This window comes from Nonomuraea sp. NPDC004354 (assembly GCF_053602555.1).
In genome coordinates, this window is sequence record NZ_JBSGDV010000003.1 from 496,937 (window position 1) to 513,136 (window position 16,200).

Sequence of the window (16,200 nt, forward strand, 5' to 3'; positions counted from 1 at the left end):
GGCTGCTGAACCTCCCGACACGTTGGGGCGTGCTACCAACGGCCCGTGGTTAGCCAAATATGGCGAAACACACAGCATTGGCGGCATGCACCACCGTGTTCGACGGCACATCCAACCACATGTACGGCGCGAACGAGACTCCCCCGTCAGATCAACACGCCGGACTAGCGCCCGGGAAGTCGAATGGTCACGACAAGTCCTCCGCCGTCGCGCGGCACCGCGGCCACGTTTCCGCCGTGCGCCTGCACGACCGCGCGGACGATGGACAGGCCGAGACCCGAGCCTTTCGCCGAGTCCACGCGGTCGGCGTGGAGCCGTCTGAAGGGCTCGAACAGGCTGTTGACCTCGTACGCCGGGACATGCTGTCCCGTGTTGGCCACCTGAACAACCAGTGCCCCGTCCACCATTCCCGTCCGGATCCAGACTTTTCCGTTTTCTGGGATGTTGTATTTGACGGCGTTCTCGAGCAGGTTGCTGATGGAGCGTTCTAGCAGGACGGGGTCGCCCAGCGTCGGCGCGGCCGACAGCTCGGTGGTGACGGTGACGCCGTGCTCGGCCGCGAAGGGCGCCAGCTGCTCCACGGCCGTCGTCGCAACCTCCTTGACGTCGACCGGCTTGCGCACGCGCAGCTCGCGTTCGCTCCTGGCCAGCAGCAGCAGGCCCTCGATCAGCTTCTCGTTGCGGGCGTTGACCTCCAGGAGGGTACGGCCCAGCGCCTTGAGGTCCTCGGACGCCTCGGGGTCGGACAGCGCGATCTCCAGCACCGTCCTGTTGATGGTCAGCGGTGTGCGCAGCTCGTGCGAGGCGTTGGCCACGAACCTGCGCTGGGTGTCGAAGGCGATGTTGAGCCTGGTCAGCATCGCGTCGAAGGTGTCGGCCAGCTCCTTCAGCTCGTCCTGCGGACCCTTGAGGTCGATGCGCTGGTGGGCGAGGTTGCTCTCGGACAGCTTCTTGGCCGTCGCGGTCATCTGCGTCACGGGACGCAGCGCCCGGTCGGCCACGAAGTAGCCGAGGATCAGCGCCAGGATGCCGACCCCGATCAACACCATGATCGACTGCCTGATCAGGTTCTCGAGGATCAGGTTGATGTTGTTGTTCATCAACAGCTGGGACTGGTCGTTCAGGGACTCGGCCAGCCCTTCCGGCGCCCACTGCGGCAGCTTCAGGGTGAAGGAGAAGCCCTGGTGCAGCACCGCGCTGACGATCAGGTACATCACCGCGAGCAGGAAGGCGCCCGCGGCGAAGAACAGCGCGCTGTAGGTGAGGGTGAGCCGCCAGCGGATGCTCACCCTGTCGCGCATCACCCTGATGCGCTCGGCCATCGTCTCCTCGGCCGCCGGCTGGATGGGCGGCGGGCCGTCCCACGTCTCCTCCTGCGGCGGCCGCTGCCCGCCCTTGTCCCCGTCCCCCTGGCCCAGCTGCTCCATCCGCGTCCGTGTCATGCTCGCCCGCTCCGAGTGCGGGCTGATCATCGGATGGGTGGGGACCGCCGGGCGGTCCTGCTCGTCGCTCACAACTTGTATCCCACTCCCGGGACGGTCTCGATCACCTGGGGCTCACCGAGCTTCTTGCGCAGCGTCATCATGGTGACGCGCACGACGTTGGTGAACGGGTCGATGTTCTCGTCCCATGCCTTGTCCAGCAGGTCCTCCTGGCTGACCACGGCGCCGTCGGCGCGCAGCAGCTCCTCCAGGACCGCGAACTCCTTCTTCGTCAGCTGGATCTCCCTGCCGTCGCGCTCCACCAGGCGCTTGCCGGGGTCCAGCCGTACCCCCGAACGTTCCAGCACCGGCGGCAGGGCGGGCGCCGACCTGCGGCCGAGGGCGCGCACCCGGGCCACCAGCTCGATGAACACGAACGGCTTGGCCAGGTAGTCGTCGGCGCCGAGGCCGAGGCCCTCCACCTTGTCGTCGACGTCGCCCGCGGCGGTCAGCATGAGGATGCGGGAGGCGCTGCGGTCGGCGACCAGCCGGCGGGCCACCTCGTCGCCGTGGACCACCGGCAGGTCCCTGTCCAGCACGATCACGTCGTAGTCGATGTAGGAGGTCTTCTCCAGCGCCGTTCCGCCGTCGTAGGCCACGTCCACGGCCATGGCCTCACGACGCAACCCCGTCGCGATCGCGTCGGCGAGCACCCGCTCATCCTCCACCACAAGCACCCGCACGGCTGCCGGCCCCTCTCCCTGCTCCTCGATGTGGCTTCATTGTCCCCACATCCCCGATAAACGCACGGTAAGCCATGTTCGGCGGCAGCGTGACGCAGGGCACACGCGATCGGAGGTTTCGGACCGCGGCCGGGGTGGGTACACCCGGCAGACACTCATCGCCGCGTGCCGTGGAACCCCCATGACCGCACGCGCCGCCCCCGAGATGCATGTGAGAGAGAAGGTGAGATGGGCGAGTTCACGATCACGATCGAACGCCGCCTCTGCCAGGCCTACAAGGGTCTCGACGAGGCGAGGTCCGTCGGCGACGACTACCTCGCCGACACCCTCACCGCGGAGATCGAGGACCTGCGCCGCCTGGCCGACGACCACGGCGTCCCCTTGCCGCGCTGAACCGCACCCGCACGCGTGACGGCCGGAGCCTGAAGGCTCCGGCCGTCGTCGTGTCCGGGGTGCGCCGCACCCCACCGGTCAGGCGTCGCGCTCGGGATCGAGCGGCACGAGCAGGTCGTGCAGTTCCTCGAACAGCCCCTGCGCGGCGCAGATGGTGAGCTCGCCGCCGGCCGGCCTGCCGTGCAGGCCGCCGACCCTGGCCCCCGCCTCGGTGGCGACCAGCCCGGCCGCGGCGTGGTCCCAGTAGTTGATCCCGCGCTCGTAGTAGGCGTCCACCCGGCCCGCCGCCACCGAGCACAGGTCGATCGCGCACGAACCGCCCCGCCTGATGTCGCGTACGGCGGGCAGCACGGCCGCCACGATCTGCCCCTGCACCCTGCGCCGTGCGGCGTCGTAGCCGAACCCGGTCGCCACCAGCGCCCGCGCCAGCGGCACCCCGCTGTTGCAGCGCAGCCGCTCCTGCGCGAGCCCGTCCTTGTGCAGGACGGCCCCGCCGCCGAGGGAGGCGCTGAACAGCTCGCCGCGCGGCGCCACGTTGACGGCCCCCGCGACGACCCTGCCGTCCACCTCGACGGCGATGGAGACCGCCCACTCGGGCAGGCCGTACAGGAAGTTGACGGTGCCGTCGATGGGATCGACGACCCACCGCACGCCGCTGGAGCCCGGGGTGTCGCCGCCCTCCTCCCCGAGGATCATGTCGTCGGGCCTGGCCTGCCTGATCCTGGCCCTGATGAGCTCCTCCGAGGCCCGGTCGAGCGCGGTGACCACGTCGGTGGGGCTCGACTTGGTCTGCACGACCTCGGGGTTGCTCGGCCGCTTGGCCAGCAGCATGTCGCCCGCCTCGCGGGCGATGTCCGTGGCCAGTGCCGCGAAGTCGGTCATCTACGCCACCGACTCGGGGCGCTTCCACTCCTGGCCGAGCACGTGCTGAGCGAGGAAGGCGAGCACCGTCTCGTACCAGGCGACGGCGTTGCCCGGCTTGAGGATCCAGTGGTTCTCGTCGGGGAAGTAGAGGAACTTCGACTCGACGTCGCTGCGCTGCAGGTCCCACCACAGGCGCAGCGCCTCGCCGATCGGCACCCGGTAGTCCCTGTCGCCGTGGACGACCAGCATCGGCGTGCTGATCCGGTCGAGGGCCACGTGCGGGGACAGCTTGCCGTACCGCTCGGAGCCGGGCGCGCCGAACTCCCGCTGCCAGTACATGGAGGCGTCGGTGGTGCCGGCGAACTGGTCGAGGTTCCACAGCGAGGCGTGGGTGACGATCGCGCGGTAGCGGTCGGAGTGCCCGGCCACCCAGTTGGCCATGTAGCCGCCGAAGGAGCCGCCCATCGCGCCCAGGCGGGTCTCGTCGATCTCGGGCAGCTTGAGCGCCTCGTCGACGATGGAGTCGAGGTCGGCCAGCGTGCGCGGGCCCCAGTCGCCCCAGCCGCGGTCGATCATGTGCTGGCCGTAGCCGGTGGACAGGGCGGGGTCGGGCATGAGGACGGCGTAGCCGTGCTCGGCCATGATCCACGGGTTCCACCGCCACGACCAGTCGTTCCAGGAGGCGACCGGGCCGCCGTGGATCCACAGCAGGAACGGGGCCGGGTTCTCGGCCGAGGCGTCCCTGGGCAGCACCAGCCAGCCGCGGATCTCCTGCCCGTCGTCGGCCACGGCCGTCAGCTCGGTGAGCGTGCCGGGCAGCTCCAGCGCGGGGGCGGGCGAGGGCAGCTCGACGACCTCGCCGGTGGCGGTGTCGATCCTGGCCGGGGTGGCGGGGGCGTGGTAGCCGCTGCGCAGGACGTACAGGAAGCGGCCGTCCGCGGAGGCGTTGAGCGCCAGGTAGGCGGCGTCGTCGGCGGTGAGCCGCGTGACGGCGCCGTCGAGGGAGACGCGGAAGACCGGGCGGCGGCCCTGGTGGTCGGCCGCGAGGTAGACGGCCGTGGAGTCGGCCGCCCATGCCAGGTCGGTGGGGAACAGATCGTCGGCGTGGACCCTGCCCTCGCCGGTGGCGATCTCGCCGATCCACAGCTCGGAGCGGGCCGAGACGTCGAACGCGGTGTGGCGGCTGCGCGAGCAGGCCACGCGGGCGCCGTCGGGCGAGATCCGCAGCGGCCCCTCGAAGTCGTGGTCGTCGGCGGCGAACAGGGTGCGCCGCTCGCCGGTGGCCACGTCGATGGCGACCACCTCGATCCGCTGCTGGCCCGCGCCGGTCGGCACCGCCCAGGTGCTCAGGACCGTGGCGCCGTCGGGGGTGAGGGCGAAGTCCAGGTGGTCGCCGAGGGAACTGCCGGAGTCGGGGGTCAGATCCCGCACGTCCTCCAGCCGGTCGGCGCCGAGCCTGCCGGCGAACAGGCGGGTACGGCCGGGCCCGAGGTCGTGGTCCCAGTAGCGGACGGGGTACCCCTCGTGCAGGATCGCGCTGATCCCTGCGTCCTTGCGGGCCTTGCGCCGCTCCTCGTCGGCGGCCTCGTCGCCGGGCAGCACGTCGGAGGCGAAGACGACCACGTCGCCCGCCGTCCTGGCCGCGGCGATGCCGCCGGGGCGGGCGGCCACCTGGCGGGCCTCGCCGCCGGCGCGCGGCAGCAGCCAGAGGGCGGGCACCTCCTCGTCGGCGTCCTTGACGGTCGGATCGGGACGGCGTGAGGCGAACAGCACGTCACCCGCCGAGGTGAACTCGGTGCCGGTCTCTCCCTTGGCGCTCCTGGTGAGACGGTACGGCTCGCCGTCCACGGGGATGGCCCACAGCGCGGTGCCGAACGACTTGCCGTCGGGATTGAGCGACTGGACGGCGCTGACGAGCCGGGATCCGTCCGGCGACAGCTTCAGCGAGAGAACTCGGGGGATGGCAACGTAGTCTCGAATATCCTTGAATGAGCTCACGTCACGAACCTACATCGTGGTCCGCCTAGGCTTACCGGCGTGGGGAACTACGACGCGCTGCTGCTGCTGTCCTTCGGCGGTCCCGAGGGGCCCGACGACGTCATGCCGTTCCTGGAGAACGTCGTGCGGGGCCGGGGGGTGCCGCGCGAGCGGCTGCTCGAGGTGGCCGAGCACTACCAGTCCTTCGGCGGGGTCAGCCCGATCAACCAGCAGAACCGCGACCTGATGGCGGCCCTGCGCCCGGAGCTGGACGTGCCGGTCTACTGGGGCAACCGCAACTGGCGGCCGTTCGGCGAGGACACGGTCAAGCAGATGAAGGCCGACGGGGTCAGGAAGGCGGCGGTCTTCGCCACCTCGGCCTTCGCCGGCTACTCCAGCTGCCGGCAGTACTACGAGGACATCCGGCGCATCTCCCTCGATGGCGGGCCCGAGCTGGTCAAGATGCGCCACTTCGGCGACCATCCGGGGTTCGTGGCCGCGCTGGCCGACCACACCAGGCAGGCGCTCGACCGGCTGGGCCGCGACGACGCCAGGCTGGTGTTCACCGCGCACAGCATCCCCGTCTCCATGGCCGAGACGGCGGGCCCCTCCGGCGGGCTCTACGAGGCGCAGCTGCGCAGGTCGGCCGAGCTGGTCAACCAGGCGCTCGGCCGCGACGAGCCGTGGGATCTGGTGTGGCAGTCGCGCAGCGGCCCTCCGCAGGTGCCGTGGCTGGAGCCGGACGTGCTCGACCACCTGCGCAAGACGAACGCGCCCGCCGTGGTGCTGGTGCCGATCGGTTTCGTCTCCGACCACATGGAGGTCGTCTTCGACCTCGACGTCGAGGCCCGGCAGCTGGCCGCCGAACTGGGGCTGCCGCTGGAGCGGGCGGCGACGGCGGGCACGCATCCGCGTTTCGTGCGCATGGTGCGCGAGCTGATGGACGAGCCGGAGCCGGTGGCGTGCCCGCTGACCTGCTGCCCGGCGCCCGTGCGACGCCCCTCGTAGACCGGGGCCGGCGGGGTCAGGCGGGGCGGGGTCAGGTGTAGGCGCGGGCGTAGGCGTCGGCCAGGCCGAGGACCTTGTTCACGTAGTCCCAGGAGTGGTTGTAGAACCACACCGCCTTGCGCAGCTTCTGCCCGCCCTGGCCGGCGCCGTTGGCGCACAGGTAGTTGGCCGCGCCCGGCACCGCGTCGTAGGGGCTCCAGATGTCCCTGCGGCCGTCGCCGTCGCCGTCGACGCCGTAGGCCTTCCAGGTGGCGGGCATGAACTGCATCGGGCCGAGGGCGCCGGCGCTCGACGGGCCGTTGTTGCGCCCGTGGGAGCTCTCCACCTGGCCGATGGCGGCCAGCACGGTCCACGACAGGCCGGGGCAGCGGGTGGCGGCCGACTTGTAGAGGTCCAGGTAGCTGCCCTGCCGTACCACCTGCTTCTGCGGCCGGGGCCGGGCGGGGGCGCGGCCGATGGTGACCACCTGGGTGTCCTTGCCCAGCAGCCGGCGCACGCCCGCCTCGCGGATCTTGCCCTCCTTGCCGTGCAGGAGGACGGCCACGCCCTGCATGAGGCCGAGGCTGCGGCCGACCTCGGTGCTGACGACGCCGTCCACGCCGGGCAGGCCGAGCGTGGCGGAGGCGGCCACGCGCAGTCTCGGGCCGCCGTCGATCTGGTAGGTGGCACCGAGGACCAGGCCGAACCTGCGGGCGGCGGAGTTGTCGGCGACCAGCTCGCCCCTGGCCAGCGCGCTCCACACCTCCGGCTGGTCGGCGACCGCCTGCGGGGTCCACGAGCGGTACTCGGTGGGGTCGACGGCCAGGAGGTTGACGCCGGTGCCGGAGATCCTGACCGAGCCCGCGTCCACCACGATCACCTTCTGCACGTGCTTGAGGCCGCCGAGGGCCAGGCGGGTGTCCTTGGGCACCGTGGCCCGGGCGATGCCCAGCATGCGCGGCGGCGTGACCGAGACCCCCGGGCCGCCCTGCCCGAACTCCTTGACCGGCACCAGCTGGTCGAGCCGCGGGGTCTCCTCCTTGAGGACGACGGGCGGGGCGGGATCGGCGCCCTTCTTCTTCTCCTCGCTCATCGTGAACGCGAACGCGCCCGCGGCGCCCACCGACACCACGACGGCGAGAACGATCATGAGTCCCCGGACAGAGGGAAGAGCAGACACCTGCGCCACGTTAGACGATCAGGCGAAAAATCACTTGCTGTCCGGACACACGGTGCGCAAAGGTTGAACGCTTGAAGAGTAGGGGGACACAAGTGGTCGGGCCGTACCGGGGGCTGTTCAACATGCCCGGCGTGAAGGGTTTCGTCGTCGCGGGATTCATCGGCAGGATGCCGATGTCGATGCTGGGAATCGGCATCGTCCTGCTCATCTCCTTCATCACCGGCTCGTACGCCACGGCAGGCGCCGTCGCCGCCGTCACCAACCTCTCCTACGCCATCGCCGCCCCGCTGTCGGGCCGCCTGGTCGACAGGTTCGGCCAGGGCCGGATCATCACACCGCTCGCCCTGGTCAACGGCGCGGCCATGGCGGCGCTCATGCTGTGCGCGGGACTCGGCCTGCCCGGCTGGACGCTCTACGTCTCCGGCTTCGTGGTCGGCGCCAGCTCGGTCTCCCTCGGGTCGCTGGTCAGGGCGCGCTGGTCCCACCTGCTGGGCGGCTCGGCACGGCTGCACACCGCCTTCGCGTTCGAGTCGGTGGCCGACGAGGTGATCTTCGTTACCGGGCCCGCGACGGTGACCGTCCTGGCGACCATGGTCAACCCGTTCGCGGGGCTGATCGTGGCGCTGGTGCTCATGCTGGTGGGCACGCTCGCGTTCGCGATGCAGCGCCGTACCGAGCCTCCCGTCGCCCTGGTACGGCACGTCGGCGGCAGCCCGATCACCATCCCCGGCATCGCCCTGCTGTCGTGCGTCTACCTCGCGCTGGGGGCGGTCTTCGGCTCGGTCGACCTGATCACGGTGGCCTTCGCCGACGAGCACGGCGTCAAGGGCATGGCCGGCTTCCTGCTGGCGGCCTTCGCGGGCGGCTCGATGGTGTCGGGCCTGTGGTTCGGCTCGCGGGCGTGGAAGGTGTCGCTGCGGGCCAGGTTCGTCAGGGCGCTGGCGGTCTTCGCGGTCGGCCTGCTGCCGATCGCCTTCATCGGCAGCGCGCCGGTCATGGCGATCGCGTTGTTCATCGCGGGCCTGGCGATCTCGCCGACGCTCATCACCGGCTTCTCGCTCACCGAGCGGCTGGTGCCGCCGTCGCTGCTCACCGAGGGCATGGCGTGGATCTCCACCTCGATCGGGTTCGGCGTGGCGGTCGGCGCGTGGGCGGGCGGGCGGCTCACCGAGGCGTTCGGCGCCTCCAACGCCTACGGCTTCTCGCTGACGTGTGCGCTGCTGGCGGCCGTCGTCGGCATCGGAGGTTCGGGTTTGCTGAGACTTCCTGAGGCTCCTTCACCCGCCAAAGGATGATCCGCTACGGTCGGGAGATCCCCTCAGACACCCCCTCAACCTACGAAAGTCTGCTATGTCCCGACATCTCCTTTCACTTCTGGCCATCGCCGCGGTAACGGTCGCATCGACCCCCGCCGCCGCGACAGCCGCACCCGCCCCCAAAGAGGTCGACTGCACCCAGGTCAAGTGCCTGGCGCTGACCTTCGACGACGGCCCCGGCCAGTACGCGGGCCAGTTGCTCGACACGTTGAAGAAGTACAACGCCAAGGCCACGTTCTTCCTCGAAGGCCAGTACGTGACGAGCCGTCCGGCCTTCGTCAAGCGCATGGCCGCCGAAGGGCACGAGCTGGGCAACCACAGCTACAAGCACCCCAACTTCACCACGCTCGAGCCGGGGGCCATCCGGAACGAGATCAAGAAGACCCAGGACGCCGTCAAGCAGGCCGCCGGCGTGGAGCCCAAGCTGCTGCGCCCGCCGTACGGCCTGGCCGACCTGCAGGTCTCCGAGATCGCGGCGGAGTTCGGGATGCCGATGATCCTGTGGACCGGCGGCTCGCGCGACTGGGAGTCCAAGAACGAGGCGGCCATCAAGAAGCAGACGCTCGCGGTGGCCAAGCAGGACGGCATCATCCTCATGCACGACTGGGTGAAGCAGACCGTGGACTCGATGCCCGCGCTCATCAAGACGTTGCAGGGCAAGGGCTACCATCTCGTGACGGTCTCCGAGGTCGTCAAGAGCCAGAACCTGCAGCCGGGCGACATCTTCCCCGTTCCCGAAGGATGGGAAAAGTGAGTATCGTTCGCGTTTAACCGAACGTTGCTCCGGAGGGGTGCGCATGGTCTTCACGAACTGGGCCGGCAACCAGTCAGCCACGCCCGCCGAGGTGCGCACCCCATCCTCCGTGCAGGACGTGGCGCGGGCCGTCCAGGACGCCGCCACGAGCGGGCGCCGCGTCCGCATGGTCGGCACGGGCCACTCCTTCACCGGGGTGGCCCTCACCGACGGCATCATGCTCAGGCCGCACAAGCTGACCGGCATCCGCTCGGTCACCAGGGACAACGGCTCCAGCTCGGTGTGCGTGCTGGCGGGCACCCCGCTCAGCGTGCTCAACGAGGAGCTCGCCAAGCGCGACCTGGCGCTGGCCAACATGGGCGACATCACCGCGCAGACGGTCGCCGGCGCCATCCAGACCAGCACCCACGGCACCGGACGCGACACCGGCGGCCTGGCCGACCAGGTGGTCAAGCTCGAGATGGTGCTGGCCGACGGCTCCGTGGCGACGGCCGTCCCCGGTGACGACCTGTTCGACGCCGCCAGGGTCGGGCTCGGCGCGCTGGGCGTGCTCACCGCCGTCACCTTCCGGGTCGAGCCCTCCTTCCTGCTGCACAACCGGCGCAGGGCGATGCCGCTGAGCGACATCCTGGACGGCCTCGACGCGATGACGGCCGACAACGAGCACCTCGACTTCTTCTGGCTCCCGCACACCGACGCCTGCCTGGTCAAGACCAACAACCGGCACCCGGGCCCGGCCAGCCCGCCCGGCGCCGTCAAGCACTGGCTGGACAACGTGTTCCTGGAGAACACCCTCTTCGGGGCGCTGTGCGGCATCGGCGGACGCTTCCCCGCCGCGATCCCCCGGCTCAACGCGCTGTCAGCGGCCTTCCTCGGCGACTCCGAATCGGTGAACACCAGTTACAAGGTCTTCACCTCCGTGCGTGACGTGCGCTTCCTGGAGATGGAGTACGCCGTCCCCCGCGAACGGCTCGGCCAGGCGCTGCGCGAGACCAGGGACCTGGTCGAGCGGATGGACTGGAAGATCACCTTCCCGATCGAGGTGCGCGTCACGCCGCCGAGCGACGCCTGGCTGTCCACCGCGTACGGCAGGCCGTCGGCCTACATCGCCTGCCACATCTACCGGCCGACCCCGAACCCCGCCTACTTCGAGGGCGTCGAGGAGATCATGACGCGCCTCGACGGGCGGCCGCACTGGGGCAAGCTCCACACCAGGGACGCCGCCTACCTGCGCGGGGTGTATCCGCGGTTCGCCGACTTCGTGGCGCTGCGCGACCGGCTCGACCCCGGCAGGGTGTTCGCCAACCCCTACCTGGACACCGTCCTGGGCGCCTGAGGGCCGGGGCCGCGCTCCAGGTGGATGCGCACCGGCGCTTCGGAAACCCTTCAGCACTGCCCCATGAGGTGGTGCTCGAGACGCTGGAGCGGGCTCTGAGCGACCGCTCGCAGGAGGCCGCCGCGGCGGACGCTCTGGTCGGTACCGCGTTGAACGAGGACGACCGGGCGCTCGACGGCCTCGACGACATCCGGGGCTTCCTGCGTCGCGGTGAGGCCGGAAAGCGCTAGGACTGGCCGGGCAGTTGCTCGAGACGGTCTTCGGCGGGCGCGTCCTGGTCCGGCTCGGTGCCCCTGTCGCTCTGCGTCTCGGCGGGCGTGGGCGCCTCGGTGGCCGAGCCGGTGGGCTCCGGCGTGGGCTCGGTCGCGGGTGGCGTGGGCGTGGGCGTCGCCGCGGGCGTCCGGGTGGGCGTCGGGCTGGGGGTCGGCGTCGGCGTGGGAGACGGGGTGGGCGTGGTCGCCGGCTCCCGCGACCGCGGCGCCTCGGACGACGGCGGCGCCACCGGCTCCTCCCGCTCGCGCTTCGGCTCCTTCTTCTGCTGGACGGCGCTGGACCTGCCGGTCACCGTCTCGTGCACGGTCTCGTGGGCCAGCGCCTGGTAGGCGAGGATGACCCCGGTGCTGATCGCGAACACCAGCGCCGCGGCCGCCAGCAGCTTGGGCCACGGCAGCCGTCGCTTCGGCACCACCGGGGCCATCACCAGCGTGGGCGCGGACTCGCCCTCCTCCCGCACGGTGGCCTGCACCGCCGTGGCCAGCTCCCCCGCCCCCTCGACGCGGGCCGGCGGCTCGGACCGGTCGCGCCAGGCGACGACGGTATGCTGCTTGATCTGCTCGTTGGCGCGTTTCAGGTAGTGCGTGTAGACCGCGCCGCCGATCGTGCTGGCGACGCTCGCCACGGCCGCGCCGACGAAGGTCCCCGCCACCCCGAGGTACGACGCCGCGACAGCCGCGGTCACCGCGGCCAGCGCTCCCCCTGCGATCTGCGGCACGCTCAGCTCGAACTTCTGCTGCTCGCCGCTCATCCCCCGGATCAGTCCCCTCTTGTCACGCGTTCGGTAAAGAGCTTCTTCGTAACTAGACGCGACCGCGTGTCCTGTTGTTCCTGTGACCTGCGTGACAGCAGATTGGACCCTCGTGCCCCGCCGATTCGGACTGCCCTCCGTCTACGCCGCCGCGGCCGTGGCGACGGCGGTCACCACAGCGGCCCCCGTGGTGGCCTCTGTCGTGACACCCGCCGCCACGCTCACCGTGCCCGACGAGCCGCCCCGCCCCTCCATCGTCACCGCCGTCGGCAGAGCCGAGGCCCGGGCACTGGTCGGCGACGCGCGCTGGCGGGTACGCCGCTACTACGCCGCCGCGCTGCCCGGCTTCGCCACCGTGCTGACTCCGGCGGAGGCGGCCGAGCTGCGCGCCGACCCCAGGGTGAGCGCGGTGGAACCCGACAGCAGGGTCCGGGCGCTCCAGCTCGGCGGCCGCGCGGGTGATCTCGGGGGCCGCGTGGGCGAGCCGGGGCCGGGCCACGCGCTCGGCCTGGCGTCGGCCGGGCCGTCCCGCTCGCCGTCGACCGGCAGGGGCGTCACCGTCTACGTGCTCGGCACCGGCGTCGACGTCACCCGTCCCGACTTCGGCGGCCGGGCCTGGCACGCCTTCGACGCCACGGGCGCGCGCGGCCGCTTCTGCGGCTCGCACGGCACCCGCGCCGCCGCCATCGCGGCCGGCAGCCCGTACGGCAGGGCGCCCGGCGCCCACGTCGGCTCGGTCAAGGTGCTCGGCTGCGACGGCTCCGGCCGCCTGTCCGACGTGATCGCGGGACTCGACTGGGTGCGCAGGCACGCCCACCGCCCCGCCGTGGCCACCCTGCCCGTCGACTCCGGCGACTCCCCCGCCCTCGCCACCGCCGTACGTCGGCTCAGCGAGGCCGGAGTGGCCGTGGTCACCTCCCCACGCGCGGCGGGCGTCCTCGCCCGCCACCTGGAGCCCCGACCGTCCGGCGACCCGCCAGATCAGGCCACTTGGCCGAAGTTCACGGCGACGCGTGACGCGATTCGCCAGAATCCCTCGGGGACGCCTAACCTCCTGCTGCACGGTGGCGGGCTGTAATTCCGGATGGAAACATCAAATGTGACCGGCGTCACATCGAACAGGGCCCGTCCCATGAAGGCGATGTTCGGACATGCCGGGTACGGTGCTGGCAGGCAACCGGCACACGCGAGAGACTCAAGGGTCCGGGGGAAGATTGAGCACGACGCTGACGAAGGGACTCGCATGCAGGAGCTCCGACTCGTCGCGGTGAGCGAGGACGGCACCTATCTCGTGCTGGCGACGGCCGGGAGAGGGACCCGCTTCACGCTTCCCGTGGACGACCGGCTCCGCGCTGCCGTCCGCGGAAACTTCTCCCGTCTCGGCCAGTACGAGATCGAAGTGGAGAGTCCGTTGCGCCCCAAGGAGATCCAGGCCCGCATCCGAGCCGGGGAGACCGCGGAGGAGATCGCCGCGACCGCGGGAATCCCCGTCGAGCGGGTCCGCTGGTTCGAGGGCCCCGTGCTCCAGGAGAGGGAGTACGTCGCCCAGCAGGCGCAGCGCGTGTCCGTGCGCATGCCTGGGGAGTCGGCCCCCGGCCCCACGCTCGGTGACCTGGTCGCCGAGCGGCTCACCCGGCGTGGCGTGCCGTCCGACGAGATCGACTGGGACTCCGCCAAGCGCGACGACGGCATGTGGCGGGTCAAGCTCGGCTACGTGTGGAACGGTCACACCCGGCACGCCGAGTGGCTGTTCGACCCGCGCCGCCGCCACGTCACCCCGCACGACGACGAGGCCATGCGGCTGTCGTCGGCCGACTTCGACCCGAACCCGCAGGTCGAGGACACCACCGTCACGCCCTTCGCGCCGCGTGTGGCCAAGCTGCAGCCGGTGCCGCCGCTGGCCGCCGAGCCGCTGATGCAGCCGCCCGTGCCGTTCCCGACGGTGGCCCGCCACGAACCACCCGCTCCGGTTGTCCGCCACGAGCCGCCGGCCGCCTTGATCCACCACGACGCGCCCGCGCCGGCGGCCAGGCAGGAGCCGCCCGCTCCGGCGGCGTTCCAGGACCCGACGAGCTTCCCGCCGCCGGTGGCACGCCAGGATCCGACGGCCTTCCCGCCGCCGGTGGCGCATCCCGCCGTTGCCGAGCCGCCCGCGGCGTGGACACCGAGCCTTTCGCGTACGGCCGAGGCCGGGGGGCGCGGCGCCGCCCGGGAGCCGGAGTCGATCTACGCACCCGCGGTGCGCGAGCCCGCACCGTCGCCGTCGCCCGAAGCGCCCGCAGGCCCCGCGCACGGCTCTGCGGGTTCCGCCGCCGGTCGGCCCCTGCTTGACGGAGCCGAGGCCGTCCCGGCTCCCGCCGCCACGGGCGACGCCGCGCCCGGTGAGGCGCCAGTCACGGCCGCTCCGCTGGTCGAGGACACGGTTGGGGCCGTCGCGCCCGCGCCTGCCGCCGTCGCCACTGCTTCTCCGGAGGCACCTACTTCTTCGGAGGCCACCGCTTCTCCGAAGGCCACCGCTTCTCCGGAGGCCACCCCGACCGCGCAGGCCGCCACCGCCGTGGAGTCACCAGGAGCCGCTGACACCGCACGGCCCGCTTCCGACGCCGAGCTGCCCTCTTCCGGCACCGCGCAGCCTGCTTCTGACGCCGCGACCGCACCGGCAGCCGCCGACGTGGCCGCTGTTCAGGGATCCGCCGCGGTGAAGGAGGCCGGGGAGGTGTCCCCGCCTGTCGACGGCGCCGTCGAGACCGCGCAAGCCGTCCCCACGACCCCGGAGACCACCGCGCAGGACACTGCGGCCACCGTGCAGGACAGCCCTGCCACTGCGCAGGATGCTTCGACCGCTGCGCAGGATGGCCCTGGTGCCGCGCAGGTCGCCCCTGCCGGGCCGGAGGTCGTCCCTGCGGCCGCGCAGGTGGCTACCGCCGAGCCGGAGGCCGCTCAGCACGCGACCACTCCAGCCGGGGCTTCCCAGGGGGTCGACGCGGACCTCGCTGAGCAGCCGCAGGCGGCCGAAGGGCCGTCGGAGGCAGCTGACGCGTCCGTGCGGGAGCAGAAGGCCGTCGAGTCGCCGCAAGCCGCCGAAACTCCCGGGGCCGCGACTCAGCAGGCGGTCGAGACTCTCGAGGCAGCCGCAACCCCGCAGGCCGCGGACACCCCCGGGGCAGCCGCGACGCAGCAGGCCGCAGGAACTTCCGAGGCAGCCGCGACGCAGCAGGCCGCAGGAACTTCCGAAGCCGCCACGCGGCAGGCCGCCGAGGCGCCGAAGCCAGCGGTAAGCGCCGAGGCCACCGAGGCTCCCAAGCCCGCCACGACCGCGCCAGCCACCGAGACGCCGAAGACTGACGTGAGCGCCGAAGCGCCCAAGCCCGATGTGACCGCCCAGACCACCGAGGCGCCGAAGGCCGACGTGACCGAGCAGAACACCGGCACACCGACCGCGACAGCGGCAGCGACCGACCCGGGCGCTGGTAGTCCGGCGGCGAACGCGGCCGACCAGACCAGGCAGGCCGACTCGGCCGGACAGGCCAACCCGGCCGGACAGACCGACCAGACCAGGCAGGCCGACCCGACCGGGCAAGCTGACCAGACCAGGCAGGCCGACCCGACCGGGCAAGCTGACCAGGCCGGGCAGGTTCCCCAGGCAGGACAGGCTCACCAGACAGCGCAGCCCGGGCAGGGCGCCCAGGGCGGACCGGGTCACCAGGTCGGCGAGGTCTCGAAGGGGGCGGAGGCCGAGCGAGGCGCCGAGGACCTCAAGGTCGCCGAGTCCGGGCAGAGCGCCGACGCCGTGGAGGCGGCCCGGGCCGACAGGGACGCGGAGACACCCAAGGCGCCCCAGGCCGAGGAAGCCGTCCAGAACCCGGCGGCAGCCGTGGCCGGGCAGAGCACCGAGGCTGGGCAGGGTGCCGAGGCGGTGAAGGCGGCGGGGCAGGCCGTACCCGAGGAGAAGGCCCAGGTGCCCGCCGCGCGCCCGAGCACCGACGAGGGCGCCAAGGAGAGCAGGCCGGTCCCGGACAAGCCGCCGGTGCCCAAGCCGCCCGTCCCCAAGAAGCCGGGGGACGCGGGGCCCGTGCCGTCGCCGCCGCCGGCGCCCGCCGCGCGCCAGCCCAAGAAGGGCTCCAGGGGCCGCCGCGCCTCGGTGCCCACCTGGGACGAGATCATGTTCGGCGCCCGCCGCCAGGACTGACGCGAGCAGCCGACAC

At 71.9% G+C, this 16,200-nt stretch carries 14 protein-coding genes; 8 read left to right on the forward strand and 6 right to left on the reverse strand.

Annotated features, from left to right (window positions below; all coding sequences use genetic code 11):
- Positions 1 to 164: 164 nt before the first annotated feature.
- Both ACWENQ_RS13030 and ACWENQ_RS13035 read right to left on the reverse strand, forming a co-directional pair.
- A complete protein-coding gene (locus tag ACWENQ_RS13030) occupies positions 165 to 1,514 on the reverse strand; it encodes a sensor histidine kinase (RefSeq protein WP_452414229.1) in 1,350 nt (449 codons plus the stop codon).
- Complete coding sequence (locus tag ACWENQ_RS13035; protein ID WP_354904531.1) at positions 1,511 to 2,164, reverse strand: response regulator transcription factor; 654 nt, start codon at positions 2,162 to 2,164, stop codon at positions 1,511 to 1,513. The genes ACWENQ_RS13030 and ACWENQ_RS13035 overlap by 4 nt, the downstream gene beginning before the upstream one ends.
- Positions 2,165 to 2,392: 228 nt before the next feature.
- Between ACWENQ_RS13035 and ACWENQ_RS13040 the strand changes: the two genes are divergently transcribed.
- Positions 2,393 to 2,557 (forward strand): hypothetical protein, encoded by a 165-nt coding sequence (locus ACWENQ_RS13040; protein WP_354904533.1) that lies wholly within the window; start codon positions 2,393 to 2,395, stop codon positions 2,555 to 2,557.
- Between the two features lie 78 nt (positions 2,558 to 2,635).
- Here ACWENQ_RS13040 and ACWENQ_RS13045 read toward each other — a convergent pair whose 3' ends face one another.
- Together ACWENQ_RS13045 and ACWENQ_RS13050 are read right to left on the reverse strand one after the other, a co-directional pair.
- Complete coding sequence (locus tag ACWENQ_RS13045; RefSeq protein ID WP_452414231.1) at positions 2,636 to 3,439, reverse strand: inositol monophosphatase family protein; 804 nt, start codon at positions 3,437 to 3,439, stop codon at positions 2,636 to 2,638.
- Entirely contained in the window at positions 3,440 to 5,419 is a 1,980-nt protein-coding gene (locus ACWENQ_RS13050; RefSeq protein ID WP_452414233.1) for a prolyl oligopeptidase family serine peptidase, read from the reverse strand. It abuts the gene before it with no gap.
- A gap of 39 nt (positions 5,420 to 5,458) precedes the next feature.
- Between ACWENQ_RS13050 and ACWENQ_RS13055 the strand changes: the two genes are divergently transcribed.
- Complete coding sequence (locus ACWENQ_RS13055) at positions 5,459 to 6,406, forward strand: ferrochelatase (protein WP_449924501.1); 948 nt, start codon at positions 5,459 to 5,461, stop codon at positions 6,404 to 6,406.
- Positions 6,407 to 6,437: 31 nt separating this feature from the next.
- Here ACWENQ_RS13055 and ACWENQ_RS13060 read toward each other — a convergent pair whose 3' ends face one another.
- A complete protein-coding gene (locus ACWENQ_RS13060) occupies positions 6,438 to 7,535 on the reverse strand; it encodes a lytic murein transglycosylase (RefSeq protein ID WP_452414234.1) in 1,098 nt (365 codons plus the stop codon).
- A gap of 101 nt (positions 7,536 to 7,636) precedes the next feature.
- On the opposite strand from ACWENQ_RS13060, the gene ACWENQ_RS13065 reads away from it, so the two are divergent.
- The 4 genes from ACWENQ_RS13065 (at position 7,637) to ACWENQ_RS13080 (ending at position 11,201) form a co-directional block, all read left to right on the forward strand.
- Positions 7,637 to 8,860: an MFS transporter gene (locus tag ACWENQ_RS13065; protein WP_452414236.1), complete on the forward strand. Its 1,224-nt coding sequence runs from the start codon at positions 7,637 to 7,639 to the stop codon at positions 8,858 to 8,860.
- 55 nt (positions 8,861 to 8,915) lie between these two features.
- The gene (locus ACWENQ_RS13070; RefSeq protein WP_354904546.1) at positions 8,916 to 9,635 is read left to right on the forward strand and encodes a polysaccharide deacetylase family protein; all 720 of its coding nucleotides are present in this window, start codon (positions 8,916 to 8,918) and stop codon (positions 9,633 to 9,635) included.
- A 43-nt stretch (positions 9,636 to 9,678) separates the two neighbouring features.
- On the forward strand, positions 9,679 to 10,971 hold the full coding sequence (locus tag ACWENQ_RS13075; protein ID WP_452414237.1) for a D-arabinono-1,4-lactone oxidase: 1,293 nt from the start codon (positions 9,679 to 9,681) through the stop codon (positions 10,969 to 10,971).
- Positions 10,972 to 11,042: 71 nt separating this feature from the next.
- Positions 11,043 to 11,201, forward strand: coding sequence for a hypothetical protein (locus tag ACWENQ_RS13080; protein WP_452414239.1), 159 nt, complete (start codon positions 11,043 to 11,045; stop codon positions 11,199 to 11,201).
- On the opposite strand, the gene ACWENQ_RS13085 is transcribed toward ACWENQ_RS13080, so the two are convergent.
- A complete protein-coding gene (locus tag ACWENQ_RS13085; RefSeq protein WP_452414240.1) occupies positions 11,198 to 11,995 on the reverse strand; it encodes a hypothetical protein in 798 nt (265 codons plus the stop codon). The genes ACWENQ_RS13080 and ACWENQ_RS13085 overlap by 4 nt on opposite strands.
- Before the next feature lie 91 nt (positions 11,996 to 12,086).
- Between ACWENQ_RS13085 and ACWENQ_RS13090 the strand changes: the two genes are divergently transcribed.
- Together ACWENQ_RS13090 and sepH are read left to right on the forward strand one after the other, a co-directional pair.
- Positions 12,087 to 13,073, forward strand: coding sequence for a S8 family serine peptidase (locus ACWENQ_RS13090; RefSeq protein WP_449924520.1), 987 nt, complete (start codon positions 12,087 to 12,089; stop codon positions 13,071 to 13,073).
- 165 nt (positions 13,074 to 13,238) lie between these two features.
- Positions 13,239 to 16,184, forward strand: a complete 2,946-nt coding sequence (sepH, locus tag ACWENQ_RS13095) for a septation protein SepH (protein WP_452414241.1) — start codon at positions 13,239 to 13,241, stop codon at positions 16,182 to 16,184.
- Positions 16,185 to 16,200 lie beyond the last annotated feature (16 nt).

Excerpts from the sequence above, each read along its gene's own strand:
- ACWENQ_RS13040 (WP_354904533.1), top strand. The coding sequence starts at position 2,393 with ATGGGCGAGTTCACGATCACGATCGAACGCCGCCTCTGCCAGGCCTAC.
- ACWENQ_RS13045 (WP_452414231.1), bottom strand. The coding sequence starts at position 3,439 with ATGACCGACTTCGCGGCACTGGCCACGGACATCGCCCGCGAGGCGGGC.
- ACWENQ_RS13060 (WP_452414234.1), bottom strand. The coding sequence starts at position 7,535 with ATGATCGTTCTCGCCGTCGTGGTGTCGGTGGGCGCCGCGGGCGCGTTC.
- ACWENQ_RS13070 (WP_354904546.1), top strand. The coding sequence starts at position 8,916 with ATGTCCCGACATCTCCTTTCACTTCTGGCCATCGCCGCGGTAACGGTC.
- ACWENQ_RS13075 (WP_452414237.1), top strand. The coding sequence starts at position 9,679 with ATGGTCTTCACGAACTGGGCCGGCAACCAGTCAGCCACGCCCGCCGAG.
- ACWENQ_RS13085 (WP_452414240.1), bottom strand. The coding sequence starts at position 11,995 with ATGAGCGGCGAGCAGCAGAAGTTCGAGCTGAGCGTGCCGCAGATCGCA.
- sepH (WP_452414241.1), top strand. The coding sequence starts at position 13,239 with ATGCAGGAGCTCCGACTCGTCGCGGTGAGCGAGGACGGCACCTATCTC.